Below are 13,169 nucleotides of genomic sequence, written 5' to 3'. Positions count from 1 at the left end.
GAAGGGATCCAAAGAAACAAAGGCAAACTTAGGTCAACTGTAGAGTGAGACGCCGTAACTGGCCGCGCAAACTCAGGTCGATCACCTGGGATCCAACCTTGATGATCACTCCACCAATTAGGGCCGGGTCTTCGGTGGTTTGCAACTCCACACTGCTAGCCTGGGTGAAGTCCATCACCCGCTCACGGATGGACTGTTGCTGGGCTTCCGTCAGAGCCACAGCCGTGGTCACTTGAGCCAAAGCGATGTTCTGCAGCTTCCGTTGCAGATCCAAAAAGCGCCGACAGACTGCCCCCAAAAACATGATGCGGCGACGGTCAGCCAGTAGCTTGAGGGTATTTAACAGCAGAGGGTGAATCTGCTCCGCAAACACCTGCTGCAACAAGTCCTTTTTCGACTCGGTCTTGATCACAGGGTTGGCCAAAAACTCTCCTAGCTCCGGTGAGGACTGGAGGACAGCGGCGATGAAGCGAATGTCGGCAGCAAAGGTATCCAATATTCCCTGGCCAGAACCCAGAGAAATAAGAGCCTCGGCATAGGGATCCACCACCTGTTCGGTAATTGCACTGCTGGTCATAGTTTCCCCTTTCTCCTCATCTAGCGGGCGATCATCTGGATCCCTTGGTCGATCAACCTCTGCTGCACCTGATCGCTGAGGTGTTGTGGCAACTCTTCCTCTACCTTGCTCAGAGCCTGGCGCACGATTTGCAGGCGCAACTCCTTTAAGACCCGCTCCTGCTCAGTAGACACATCTTTTTCGGCAGTGGCCCACAGCCGTTCAATTTCCCGATCCGCCTGCTCTAGTAATTCTCGGCGACGGGCTTCGGCATTGGCTTCCGCCTGCTGACGAATGCGCTCGGCCTCCTGCTGGGCTTGGGCCAGCTTTTGCTGCTGATCCGCCAGCCTCTCGATCGCTTCCTGCTTTCGTTGCTCCGCTTGTTGCAATTCTTCTAAGATGCTCTCCCGCCGTTTGGCCAGGGCTTCACCCACCACCTTGCGACCCAGGATGAAGAGCAGGGTGAGAATAATGGCAATGTTGACCAGGTTGCTATCGAGAACCTTGGCGAACAGATCCCCCTCTTCGGAGTCTTCAAGAATTTCCATGGTCTCGGCCACCGGCTCAGTGACGGCAAGGATCCAACTGGGCATCAGGCTGGGTATCATGCTCTACTCCAAAGGCATTCAACGCACTTTCCAAATCAGGATTAGCGGGCGCTACCCAGTAGCTTCTGGGTAATCTGGGCAGCGATGGCATCCACCTGTTGTTGCAGTTGGCTCAGGGCTGCTTGTTTCTCTTCCTCCACCCGGATTCGGGCAGTCTCCAGCTTTTCTTGCAGCTCTGCCTGAACGGCCGCCAATTTTTCAGATCGGATCCGTGCTGCCGCCGCTTCGGCTTCGGCAATTAGCTGCTGGGCTTTGAGGCGAGCTTGACTGATCTCAGCCTCGTACTGGCGAGTCAGGGTCACCACTTTATCCAAACGTTCTTGCGCTTCCGCTTGGGTGGTGCGGATGTAGTCGCTACGACCGTCCATGGTGCGGGTGACTGGCTCATAAAACAGAGCGTTGAGCACTGCCACCAACAGCAAAAACTGAATGGCGATCAGAGGCAGGGTGGCATCGAAATCGAATAGCCCACCTTTTTCAGCAACTTCAGCAGCCAACAGGGTTTGAGAGAGCATCGGTGTTGCGGCCTCAACAGGAACAATTTTGGGTCTGACATCAGGCTAGATCAGGGGGTAGATTCCTCACATAGACCTGGACTAGGCCATCTACCCCCATTAGCGTTAGGCAAAGGGGTTGGCGAACAAAAGCACCAAGGCCACCACCAAGCCGTAGATGGTCAAGGCTTCCATGAACGCAAGACTGACCAGTAGGTTACCGCGAATTTTGTCTTCGGCTTCCGGCTGACGGGCTACCCCTTCCATGGCAGCGGCAGCGGCGTTCCCCTGACCGATCCCAGGGCCCAGGGATCCCAGACCGATGGCCAGAGCAGCAGCCAGAACGGAAGCAGCAGAGGTTAATGGATCCATAATTCAGACGCTCCTTAGTGGTTGACAAAACGAGAGACAGCGTTTTTCGAACGATGAGGTGATCTGGCCTGAAACGATACATCAGCCTCAAATCACTTCCTTGTCAGCGGCCTTCAGAATAAACCTGTCAGCCCCAACAAACCTTACCAGAGAAGGGATCCCTAGCGACAACCCAAGTGGTGGATCAGTCGTGGTGTTCCCCGCCCCCATGACCTTCTAATGCCTCCCCGATATAGGCAGCCGAGAGGGTCGAGAAGATCAAAGCTTGAATTGCCCCCGTGAACAGGAACAAAATCATCACCGGCACCGGGATAAACAAAGGCACCAGCAAGACCAACACCGCGATCACCAATTCTTCCGCCAAAATATTGCCAAACAGTCGGAAGCTGAGGGAGAGGGGCTTGGTGAAGTCTTCCAGGACGTTGATCGGCAGCAAGATCGGCGTCGGCTCGATGTACTTTTTGAAATAAGACAGGCCCCGCTTGCTAATGCCCGCCACGAAATACATGACGCTGGTGAGCAGGGCCAATCCGGCGGTGGTATTGATGTCGTTGGTGGGGGAGGCCAGTTCCCCTTCCGGTAGCTCGATCAACTTCCAGGGGAAGAGATTGCCCATCCAATTGGAGACAAAAATGAACAGGAACAAGGTGCCGATGTAGGGTACCCAAGGGCGGAAGTTTTTCTCGCCAATCTGGGCACGGGCAATGCCTTGCACAAATTCCAGGGCGTATTCGACGAAGTTTTGCAGGCCGCTGGGCTCCCGCTGCAGTTGGCGAGTGCCCAGCACCACCACCGTCAGGATCAGGGCGATGGCGATCCAGCTGGCGATCAAAACCTGCCCGTGAACCGTGAATTTGCCGAGGTGCCAGTAGAGGTGATGGCCAACCTCCAGTTCTGCCAGGAAAGGGTGAGAGAAGAAGGACAGGTTCATGGATATCACGCAGAAGAGGATGAACGTGTCAAGGTTTGAACAATATGGATCAATAAGGTGACTTTGTAGGTGATAAAGCCCAGGAAAATGGGCAGAACTTGCAGAGATTCCACCTGAGTGGCCAAGACGATTAGCCCCACAAACAGAGCTAGACGAGTTACTCCCAAACGGTTGCGGCTTTTGCCCAGCTCCGCTACACCTCGGCTCAGCATCCGCAGGTAAACCAAACCCACCAACGCACCGAGCAGGTAGTTGGCTGCCACCCCAAAGGAGTAGACAAAAGCTACACAGACGGCAATGGCTAGGCTGACCCCCAACGTCACCAATATCAGCCACAACTGCAGCTGCACGTAGCTCCCCTTGCTGGGAGCCATTGCTTTCGGCATGCTCGAATCCAGTTCCGGCGAACCCTGAAGCGCGGCCTTTGAGTCGGACTCCGTAGAAGTCTCAAAACGGACAGACACCTCAGGTAGGGGAGGCAACGGTGTGGGCTTCCACTGAGTCACCTTCCAACGGCTAAAACTATGGGAGAGGAGTCTGGAGGAACGTGTCATGAGAATGAGGTCATACCTCTCAGGGCTCGACCGTAACTCAACATAACATGATTAAGTAACAATACTTAACTCCATTAGGCTGAGCTGAGGCCGGATGAAACGTCCGTTCGTCGCCCAGAAGAGCAACTAGCCCCCTGATACACCCGGATGTTCCTCTAAGAATCTACCACTTTCGCGGATCGGCAACGGCAGAAATCGGAAAACTTTCTGAGGGTCACGTCGTGCAAAGTTTTATCTGTGCTACTCAGCGAAATTGTAATATTTCGTGATTCCGTCGCTTTTATACTGTTGGGAACAGGCGTGGCGGGGGGAGAGGATGATCCCACAGGGCTGGCTGGTAGATGCCATTTGGCTGGACTACAGTTTGGCGGTGGCTCTAACGGTGGTGCTGCCCCTGAGCCTGTTGGTTTGGGCTTTTGGGGTGGGGTTACGCCCCTTGATCCAGCTGTTAATTGTCTACTGGCGGGTGTCTAGCCTGTTGGCGGTGACAGTATATTTGATGATCGCTGGCCTGCCGGTGAGTTTTTTGACGGGAGCGATGGCGCGACTGCTGATCTTGGTCTGTGTTTGGTTTTGGGCCGATTGGAGTGCGGCCCTGCAGCAGTCCAGGACGTGGGCGGCGCGGGTTTTTCTGCTTTGGCGTTGGAGCTTAACTGGGTATATGGGAGTGGGGATCCTCTTTTCAGGGGCGTTTGTGCCCTGTGCTTTTCGCGGATCCCTGTCGGAGGCTTGTCGAGCTTGGTTGGCGCCGCCCCTGGGGTTTCGAGAGATCTTTCACCCGAATGTGCCGGTGGAGCTGTTGGGGGGTGTGGGGGCCTTTGGCTTGGTGGCCTATCTGCTCTATAGCGTTTACTTTGTGTGGCGGTTGCGACCCGGCGGCCCGCTGAACTCTATCTCCACAGGAGCGGAGGAATGACAGCTTTGCCTTGGCCCCTGGTCCTAGAACGCTACAGCCAAAAGCACCCCCAGGAAGTATTGCGGGTGCAGCTAGAGGGGGAGGAGGGATCCGACTTGGTGTTGATTTATCGGGGCTTCAGCAGCTCCCTCATGCGGTTCACTCCCCATAATCCTGATGAGGCAGTCATTTCCCCCACAGCCCGGTTTGTGCAACTGGAGCGGCTGACTGCCCCCTACCATCCCAACCAATCGAAAATCCTGGCCACCTACAGGCAGTGGTCAGATCTGCAGGCATGGCTTGCGGAAGCTGGGATCCCCGTGGTTGAGGATCCCAAGCTAGAGGGATAACCTAGCGCACCACCGGAGTCGGACGTCGCTGCACGGAGTATTCTGCTGGCTGCAACAGGGATCGGCCCGTCATCTCTTGAGGCTGGGGTAAGCCGAGAATTTGCAAGAGGGTGGGAGCTACATCCGCCAGGCTGCCGTCGGAGCGTAACTTCACATCTGTACCATAGCCGGGGATCTTCCGGCCTTCCCCTTCCACCAAAATACAGGGAACGGGGTTGGTGGTGTGGGCTGTCCAGGGGTTGTGGTCTTCATCCCACATCACCTCAGCATTGCCGTGATCCGCCAAGATCAGGGTTGTGCCGCCCACATCCACCACGGCTGCCAGCAGCCTGCCGATACACTGATCCACCGTTTCTAGGGCCCGCACCGTCGCTTCATAGTTGCCGGTATGACCGACCATGTCTGTGTTGGCATAGTTAAGGATCACCAGGCTGTATTCACGGCGGGCGATAGCTTCGACGACTTTCTCGGTGACTTCCACTGCCGACATTTCCGGCGCTTGGTCGTAGGTAGTGACCATCGGGCTTTGCACCAAAATACGATCTTCGCCGGGGAAAGGCTGCTCGATACCGCCATTGAAGAAATAGGTGACATGGGCGTACTTCTCGGTTTCAGCAATGCGCAACTGCTTCAGATTTGCCTCGCTCACCACTTGGCCGAGCAGATGATCCAGATTCTGGGGTTTAAACAGTACCTCCACCGGCAAATCCGCTTCGTACTGGGTCATGGTGATGAAAGTCAAGTTGGGCAGCAACGGGCGCTCAAAGCCGGAAAAATCGGGGCAGACAAAGGCTTGGGTGAGCTGGCGAGCACGGTCGGGGCGGAAATTAAAGAAGATCACGGCATCCCCAGCTTGAACAGCCCCGGGAGCGAGGCGGGTGGGGGGGATGAACTCATCCGTCAGGTCTTGGTTATAAAACTCTTGGGTCACCTCGGCAGCACTGCGACTCTGGCCGGGGCCATCTTCAGTCATCACTTCGTAGGCTTTTTGTATCCGATCCCAGCGGCGATCCCGATCCATGGCATAGTAACGGCCGCTCAGGGTGGCGATGACGCCGTTGCCCAACAGATCCAACTCCTTTTGCAGGGCGGCCAAAACCGTGGCACCTTCGCGCGGCAAGGTATCGCGGCCATCGGTGATGGCGTGGATATAGGCGGGAACCTGTGCTTGTGCCGCCAGTTTGAGCAGACCGTAGAGGTGGTCAATATGGGAGTGGACTCCCCCCTTGGAACACAGTCCCAACAGGTGCAGGCGGCCACCCCGTTCCTTAAGGGTGCGGCAGAGATCCACCAGCAGCGGCTCTTGAAATAGGGATCCTGTTTCCACCGCATCACTGATGCGCACCAGTTCTTGAGGCACTACCCGACCGGCCCCCAGGGTGAGGTGCCCGACTTCGGAGTTGCCCATTTGACCAGCGGGCAGACCTACCGCTCGTCCAGAGGCTTCCAGAAGGGTGTGGGGATAGGCAGCCCAGAGGCTGTCCAGGACGGGGGTTTCGGCGCCCAATACCGCATTGCCATCGAGGGTATCCCGGTGACCCCAGCCATCCAGGATCACCAAAACCACAGGTGCCACCGATTGCGCGTCCATGAAATGGCCTCTCATTTTATTCAACACATGATACCAGCCTCGGCAACACGATACCGGATCCTCTATTTGCGCTCAAGATTTCAGCCCTCTTTTGAGGGAAAAAGCACCAATTGTGCTGACTTTGATGAGGATTTGTTCTGGCCGGAAATGGCCCCGCATCCCTGGGTCAAGGGTATTTCTACTGAAGATAGAACCTAGCTACTGACTGGCTACTTAGATCAACCCCTCAGGCGTTCGGTTGCAGGCGTTTGCGCAGCGAGTCCGAGCGGCGTTTGGCCACAGCATTCTTTGGGTCCAATTTCAGGGCAGTTTCGTAGGCTTCTAGGCTTGATCCATAGAGATTTTTCTTCTCATAGGCATGGGCTAGATTATTCCAGGCGGTCACATAATCTGGATCTGCAGTAACCGCATCTTTGTAGTAGCGGATGGCCAAATCGTATTGCTGTTGGCTGAAATAGGCAAAACCAAGGGCGTTACAGACAGGGGGAATGTCTTCTCCTGCCACTTCTAGGGCCTTTTTCATCTGAGCAATAGCTTGATCGTAAAGGCGCTTTTGCAGATAGACACTGCCCAGCTCGTAATGCTCCTGCGGGGATCCCTTCTCTTTGCTGAGCCGGGGTTGCAGTTGGTTGAGCACTTTTTCTTGTGCCCGTACCCGCAACACCTCCCGCAGGATGAAGAAGCCCGCCACCCCGAGAATGCCAGCCAATGCAGAAAGGTAAAGGAGCGGAGCATTCATGCCCATGGTGCCTGCCCAGAATTACGCCTGTAAGTGAGCCTCGATGAACCAGAGATCTTTGTCAATCTGGCGGGAGATTTCCGTGAACAGATCGGCGGTATCCGCATCCCCCAGTTCGGCAGTGCGATCGATGTTGCTGCGGGTGGCTGCTGCGTACTGGCCATAGCGGCTGGCTAAGGCCTGTAGGTGATCCCGGCCTTCTTCGGCAGCTAGGTCATATTCCGGCAGGGCGGAGGTTTGAGCAACAATACGAGCGGTGCCTCGCGCAACCCCCCCCAAAGCAGTGACCCGTTCTGCCAGCATATCGACGTATTCTTCCAGGGTGCTGGCAAAGGTATCAAACATCTCGTGCAGGGCGATGAAGTTCATGCCCTTGACGTTCCAGTGGGCTTGTTTCACCTGGGTTTTCAGATCCAATGTGTTGGCAAGCGCCTGATTGAGTAGGGCCACCAGTTCGACACGAGCGTCTTCGGGTAGATCGATGTGGGTGGAGTATAGACGGGTTTTCGCGGTGGTTAACATAACCAAGCTCCTGGGTATTAGTTTCCATTATCGAATATTGACAACAGGGATGACTCCTACGGGAGGGCTGCCTGCTGCTGCCAACTGAAAACATAGTAACACAAACTCGGAATGAGTATGAGTTAGGGCCTAAGGGACTACTTGCCGATGCAGAAGCGGCTGAAGATTTGATCTAAGACTGACTCTGAGATTTCTTCGCCTGTAACTTGTCCAAGGGCATGGAGGGCGGCGCGTAGGTCGATTGTCCAAAAATCCAGGGGAAGCTGCTCCTGAAGGGATTTGTCTACCTGTTCCAGGCTAGCTTGGGCTTGGATCAGGGCAGCAGCTTGCCGTTGGTTCAGGCTCACGGCCACGTTGGGCTGCGGGCGACCTTGGCAGGCAATCTGCTCGACGGCGGTTTCTAGGGCCGGGATCCCTTCTCCTTGGGCGGCCACTGTCGGGATGCGATAGGCAATTTCAGGGGGCAGGGAGATTCCTTCGAGGGGGGCCAGATCGGTTTTGTTGACCACCAGGATCAGGGGGCGATGGCGGATGGACTCGTAAATGGCGGCATCTGCTTCTGTCCAGCCGACCTGTGCATCGATCACCAGCACTAAAATATCGGCTGCTTGCGCCAGGCGAGTGGAGCGTTCTACCCCCAGCCGTTCCACCGGATCATCCGTATCCCGAATGCCAGCGGTATCCAGTAGTTGTATCGGGATCCCTCGCACTACCAGATTGGACTCCACCACATCACGGGTCGTGCCCGGCAGAGCCGTGACGATGGCCCGATCCTGGCCCGACCAGGCATTGAGCAGGCTGGATTTGCCCACATTGGGGCGCCCGACGATGGCGACCTTAAGGCCGGTACGCAGTAGTTCTCCCCGTGCTGCAGTGGCCAACAGAGTTTGTATCTGGCTTTGACATTGCTGCACTTGCTCTTGCCAATCCGGAATATCCAAAGGGGGCAGATCCTCTTCAAAGTCGAGGCGGGCCTCGATCTCTGCCAATAAACTCAGCAACTGTTGCCTTAGGGCGCGAATGGATTCCGCCAACTTACCCTGCAAGCCCGCCAGCGCCATTTGGGCCGCCTGTGGGGAACGGGCCGCCACCAGATCCGCCACACTTTCAGCTTGGGTGAGATCAATCCGGCCATTCAAGAAGGCACGCAGGCTAAATTCCCCCGGTTGGGCTAGACGGGATCCCTGTCGCAGACACTGCTGCAGCGTCGCCTGTACCACCATGATCCCTCCGTGACAATGCAATTCCACCACATCCTCACGGGTATAGGAACGGGGCGCTTGCATCCACACCGCCAAAGCTTCGTCCAGGGTTTGCCCCTTTTCGTCGCGGATCCAGCCGTAGATCATTTGGTGGCTGATCCAGCGCTGCTGGGGGCGGGCGGGGGTAAAAATGGCCTGGGCGATGGAGAGGGCCTGGGATCCTGAAAGGCGCACGATCCCAACGCTGCCCTGTTCGGGTACCACCGCAGTAGCAATGGCAGCAATCGTATCGGCAAGAGGAGCGGTTGCATCCATAGGGTAGGGTCACAGGCAAGCAGCCGACAGGGATGGGACAAGACTGGCTAGAATTGCCCCTACTGGTTATTTTCTCCTGGCTCTCCTTCCATGAACGCTGTTGCTTCTTCTTCTCAGCCGTTGCTGCGCTATGCCTACTATCCCGGCTGCGTGGCCCAGGGAGCCTGTCGGGAGCTGTACGACTCCACAGAGCAGATCACCCGCCATTTGGGCATTGAGCTGGTGGAGCTGGAATCCGCTTCCTGCTGTGGATCCGGCACCTTTAAGGAAGAATCGGAACTGCTAGAAGACACGGTGAATGCCCGCAATTTAGCCTTGGCAGAAGCGCTCGGGTTGCCGATGTTGACCCATTGCAGCACTTGTCAGGGGGTCTTGGGTCGCGTGAATGAGAAGCTGAGGGCGGCGAAAACCGCCAACCCGGAGTATTTCCACCACATTGAAACCCTCTGCCAGAAAGGAGGCTGCGAAAGTCTCTATCAGGGCACTGGCGATGTACGACACCTACTTTGGATGTTGGTTTCCGATTACGGTCTGGAACGACTGCAACAGCAGGTAAAACGCTCCCTCAAGGGGCTGCGCTGTGCTGCTTTCTACGGTTGTTATCTGCTGCGAACTCACGATATTGCTCGCTTTGATTTGGCTCAGGATCCCCGTTCGATGGAGAACCTATTCGAGTGTTTGGGGGCTACCCCAGTTTGGTATCGAGGGCGCACCCAATGTTGTGGCTGGCCCATTTCTAGCTATGCCCCGGAGCAGTCTTTTACAATGGCTGGCCGCCATTTGTTGGAAGCCCTAGAAGCGGGAGCCGATTGTTTGGTTACCCCCTGTCCCTTGTGCCACCTCAATTTGGATTCTCGCCAGCCGGAGGTGGAAGGGGTGATCGGGCGCAAACTGGGGCTCCCGATCCTGCACCTACCCCAGTTGGTGGGCTTAGCCCTGGGGATCCCGACAGAAAAACTGGGCCTCAATCGGCATGTAGTGCAGGTGGAAACGGTATTGCAGAAGATATATCAGTGACGGGATTGCGCCCTTGGCCAACCCTCGATGCACAGGTTCAACGGGCGGTTGGGCAGAACATCAGTTCCCAATAAAGTTCAGTACCGAAGGGATCCCTGGGAAAACTTTGAATAGGGTCGATTGGCTGAAGGATGTGCTATCCTGCCGGGCAAGGTGACCTGTGCTCTCCGAAGAATTAGCGTAACATTAGATACATTCACTCCTGCCTGGCAGCCTTCTTCATTATGGTAGTCTCGGATCCCTTTAGCTTTGCCGTGCAGGAAATGCAGCAGGGCGGGCATGCAGACCGAGTCAAAAAGCTCGTTTATTTCACCTGTACTAGCACTTGGGAGAGTGATGCCAATAAATTGAACCAGGTGGACTTAAAAAGCCTGCTGGAGCAACTTTGCCGCGAGCACACCACCCTAGAGTCCTTGGGTCAGCGCTTTCGGGAGGCGATTAGCCACATCAACAAAAAAGCTGAATATGCCCGCATCGCCAAGATAGTACTCAGCAAGCTGCAACCCTTTTACCAGGAGCAGTCTCCTAACGATTCTGGCCCTCCTCTCCAAGCCCCTGTGGATCCGCCAGTTTGGGTCGCACCACAGCCTGCTCTACCGCTGGGCTATGGAGGGATGCAACTGCAAAAACAAGACTACGATCCCTTCGAGCTGAGGGCAGGGGTGATGCGGCAGACCAGTCCTCTGCGGGCCAAGCTGGTGGCATTTACGGCCCTACATCACAAGTTGGAACCCAATCTGCAGGGGTTGGCGGCTTTGCGACGCTACAACTTCGACGACCTGCTAAAGGAGCTTTACGATGCCTGCAACTCACCTGAAGAACTGGAAACGCGGCTGAAACAGGCTGTGCAGCAGTTGCAAGAGCCCGAACAGGACGGCCAAGCGGCCAATGCCTTGCTGCAGATGATGAAGCCCCTTTATGTTTACTTGCCCCTCGAACCCTCCGCTGGCAGTGGATTGGCGGCTGAAACCGCATCTGGGGATCTGGATTGGCTAAATGGGGAAGCCTCCAGTCGCATCACCTTGGTTGAGCCCTGGACTCCAGACTACCCAGAGATGGATGGAGGCGAGCCGCTCGACCCAAATGATCCCTATCTCAGCGCGGATGCCTGGCCTGAAGCATCTGTTGTCCCACCTCCTGCTGTGCCGGAACCCCCTGCCCCCACTCCCCCACCGTCTCCTGCCAGCCGACCCCGCTTTGTGACGCCCCCGCCCATCCACCTACACCAGCTACCCGAGCGCTCACGGCAGCTATTGGATCGCAGCGCCAACTCCCTCATGGCCACCATCGAAAACACCCTCAGTGAGCTGGGCAATGCCCTCGATGAACGGCTACAAGATGAGGAGCCGGAACAGTATCTCACCCTGAAGCACCAGGTGCTGCGCGGCCTCTTGAAGGATGTGGAGGGATCCGCAGTGACGTTTATGGCCATTTTGAAAAAGCTGGAACAATCGGAACGTCGCCTGGTACAGCCGGATCTGCCAGAGGTGGTGACGGAGATGCCCAGCGATTTCGAGGATCCCTATTCTTCCTTGCGGCAAGTTTTGGCCACCAGTGATCTGACTCAACAAAAGCCGCAGTTGGAGCAAGAGGTGATGCGTTTGGTACGCCGCAACATCGGCTCGATCAAAGTCGGCATCGAAAATGCCTTGAGTGAGTTGGGCAATGCTTTGGATGAGCAGTTCCAAACCCACAACCTCGAAGAAGCCCTGTTTTTGAAGTACCAGGCGTTGCGTACCTTTTTGCATGAAGTGGAAGAGATCTCCACAAAATTTTCTGCCCTGCTAGATCGCATGGAAGAGGCAGAGCGTCGTCTGTTTGGGCTAACTTGAGGGCTGCCTCTCCTGAGGTGGGGGGATGAGGGGTAACAGGCAAAATCCGTACATTGTCGGATCTGACCAGCGAGGATGATATCCACGGGCTACGGCGGCGGTAACCTAAGGGAGCAAGCTAGGTAGACCTTATGGATGCCAAAGATCTGCTCCGGTTGTACCGGTCAGGGCGTACCAACTTCTCGGGTGAAAACTTTGCTGCTCTTGATCTGAGCCGAGCCGATCTGATCGGGGTAGATCTCTCCAGTGCCAACCTGAACAATACCAACCTGATTTTTGCTTATCTGGGGCGGGTCAAGTTGCAGAAGGCAACTTTGGTGGGGGCCAAGTTAAGCGGGGCCAACCTCAGCCAAGCGGATTTGAGCGATGCGGATCTCAGCGATGCCCAACTGCACGGCACCACCCTGCAGGGGGCGGATTTGCATGGAGCCAACCTGACGCTGGCTATGCTGATTGATGCCAACCTTCTGGATGCGGATCTGCGCTGGGTCAACCTCACCAGTGCCAATCTCTTGGGAGCTTGTTTGCGGGGAGCCAATTTCCGTCTGGATAGCCGTCGTAACGCAGTGTTGCGCAGTGCTAATCTCAGCCGCGCTGACCTGAGTGGGGCCAATTTATCGGGGGCGGATTTAACCCGGGCTGATTTGAGCGGGGCCAATCTGCGGGAGGCCAGTTTGCTGGGGGCCAATCTGAGTGGGGCCAATCTGCAGCAAGCCTGTTTGCGCGGGGCAATCCTCAGCGAGGCTGACCTGAGCGGGGTTTCCTTTTTGGGGGCAGATATGCAGGGGGTGCAGATGGCGCGAGTGAACCTAAAAGAGGGAATGCTGAGCCAAGTCAACCTGACTGAGGCCAACCTAAGTGAGGCGGATTTGGGGGGGGCTGATCTTTCCGCCAGTTGTCTGTATTCGGCCAAATTGGCACGGGCGGATCTAAGCCGGGCTAATCTGGCAGGGGCAGATTTGAGATATGCCAGCTTGGTGGACGCCTATCTGGGTCGTACCAATTTAGAAAATGCTGATCTCAGCTGTGCAATGCTAACCCGCGCCGATCTGAGCACAGCCAACTTGATTGGGGCTAACTTGCAGGGGACAACCATGCCGGATGGACGGGTGAATTGAGGCGGGGATCCACCCTAATCAGGGTGAGGTTTTCCCCTGCTAGGCCACGACTGAACCCGCTACCCTGAGGGGA

Annotated in this window: 15 protein-coding genes; 5 read left to right on the top strand and 10 right to left on the bottom strand. The window is 56.1% G+C overall.

The annotated features are described in order from the left end of the window. Nucleotides 1-28: 28 nt before the first annotated feature. The 6 genes from atpH to L1047_RS16155 form a co-directional block, all read right to left on the bottom strand. On the bottom strand, nt 29-577 hold the full coding sequence (gene atpH / locus L1047_RS16180) for an ATP synthase F1 subunit delta (RefSeq protein ID WP_235280130.1): 549 nt from the start codon (nt 575-577) through the stop codon (nt 29-31). 20 nt (nt 578-597) lie between these two features. Next, nucleotides 598-1,164: a F0F1 ATP synthase subunit B gene (locus tag L1047_RS16175; RefSeq protein ID WP_235280129.1), complete on the bottom strand. Its 567-nt coding sequence runs from the start codon at nt 1,162-1,164 to the stop codon at nt 598-600. 41 nt (nt 1,165-1,205) lie between these two features. After that, nucleotides 1,206-1,679, bottom strand: coding sequence for a F0F1 ATP synthase subunit B' (locus L1047_RS16170; RefSeq protein WP_235280128.1), 474 nt, complete (start codon nt 1,677-1,679; stop codon nt 1,206-1,208). Nucleotides 1,680-1,784: 105 nt separating this feature from the next. Beyond that, a complete protein-coding gene (atpE, locus tag L1047_RS16165; RefSeq protein ID WP_235280127.1) occupies nt 1,785-2,030 on the bottom strand; it encodes an ATP synthase F0 subunit C in 246 nt (81 codons plus the stop codon). Nucleotides 2,031-2,214: 184 nt separating this feature from the next. Beyond that, entirely contained in the window at nt 2,215-2,961 is a 747-nt protein-coding gene (gene atpB, locus L1047_RS16160) for a F0F1 ATP synthase subunit A (protein ID WP_235280126.1), read from the bottom strand. Between the two features lie 5 nt (nt 2,962-2,966). After that, nucleotides 2,967-3,347 carry a hypothetical protein gene (locus tag L1047_RS16155; protein WP_235280125.1) on the bottom strand — a complete coding sequence of 127 codons (381 nt, stop codon included), beginning with the start codon at nt 3,345-3,347 and terminating at the stop codon, nt 2,967-2,969. Nucleotides 3,348-3,831: 484 nt separating this feature from the next. Here L1047_RS16155 and L1047_RS16150 point away from each other — a divergent pair, with 484 nt between their 5' ends. Together L1047_RS16150 and L1047_RS16145 are read left to right on the top strand one after the other, a co-directional pair. Next, the gene (locus L1047_RS16150; RefSeq protein WP_235280124.1) at nt 3,832-4,431 is read left to right on the top strand and encodes a DUF3177 family protein; all 600 of its coding nucleotides are present in this window, start codon (nt 3,832-3,834) and stop codon (nt 4,429-4,431) included. Next, complete coding sequence (locus L1047_RS16145; protein WP_235280123.1) at nt 4,428-4,760, top strand: DUF7734 family protein; 333 nt, start codon at nt 4,428-4,430, stop codon at nt 4,758-4,760. The genes L1047_RS16150 and L1047_RS16145 overlap by 4 nt, the downstream gene beginning before the upstream one ends. 1 nt (nt 4,761) lies before the next feature. Here the strand turns inward: L1047_RS16145 and gpmI are convergent, their stop codons facing one another. The 4 genes from gpmI to mnmE all read right to left on the bottom strand — a co-directional run bounded on the left by gpmI (nt 4,762) and on the right by mnmE (nt 9,129). Next, nucleotides 4,762-6,351: a 2,3-bisphosphoglycerate-independent phosphoglycerate mutase gene (gene gpmI / locus L1047_RS16140; protein WP_235280122.1), complete on the bottom strand. Its 1,590-nt coding sequence runs from the start codon at nt 6,349-6,351 to the stop codon at nt 4,762-4,764. A 226-nt stretch (nt 6,352-6,577) separates the two neighbouring features. Then, nucleotides 6,578-7,096: a tetratricopeptide repeat protein gene (locus L1047_RS16135; RefSeq protein WP_235280121.1), complete on the bottom strand. Its 519-nt coding sequence runs from the start codon at nt 7,094-7,096 to the stop codon at nt 6,578-6,580. 15 nt (nt 7,097-7,111) lie between these two features. Continuing rightward, a complete protein-coding gene (gene dps, locus L1047_RS16130; RefSeq protein ID WP_235280120.1) occupies nt 7,112-7,612 on the bottom strand; it encodes a DNA starvation/stationary phase protection protein Dps in 501 nt (166 codons plus the stop codon). A 137-nt stretch (nt 7,613-7,749) separates the two neighbouring features. Then, a complete protein-coding gene (mnmE, locus tag L1047_RS16125) occupies nt 7,750-9,129 on the bottom strand; it encodes a tRNA uridine-5-carboxymethylaminomethyl(34) synthesis GTPase MnmE (RefSeq protein WP_235280119.1) in 1,380 nt (459 codons plus the stop codon). Nucleotides 9,130-9,219: 90 nt separating this feature from the next. Here mnmE and L1047_RS16120 point away from each other — a divergent pair, with 90 nt between their 5' ends. The 3 genes from L1047_RS16120 (at nt 9,220) to L1047_RS16110 (ending at nt 13,096) form a co-directional block, all read left to right on the top strand. Next, nucleotides 9,220-10,146, top strand: a complete 927-nt coding sequence (locus tag L1047_RS16120) for a CoB--CoM heterodisulfide reductase iron-sulfur subunit B family protein (RefSeq protein ID WP_235280118.1) — start codon at nt 9,220-9,222, stop codon at nt 10,144-10,146. A gap of 224 nt (nt 10,147-10,370) precedes the next feature. Then, complete coding sequence (locus L1047_RS16115; RefSeq protein WP_235280117.1) at nt 10,371-11,978, top strand: hypothetical protein; 1,608 nt, start codon at nt 10,371-10,373, stop codon at nt 11,976-11,978. 131 nt (nt 11,979-12,109) lie between these two features. After that, entirely contained in the window at nt 12,110-13,096 is a 987-nt protein-coding gene (locus L1047_RS16110; protein WP_235280116.1) for a pentapeptide repeat-containing protein, read from the top strand. Nucleotides 13,097-13,169: the final 73 nt, after the last annotated feature.

Source organism: Synechococcus sp. Nb3U1 (assembly GCF_021533835.1).
Classification (GTDB): Bacteria; Cyanobacteriota; Cyanobacteriia; order Thermostichales; family Thermostichaceae; genus Thermostichus.
The sequence above is the reverse complement of the archived record's forward strand: the minus strand, read 5'-3'. Positions and strand labels throughout refer to the sequence as shown.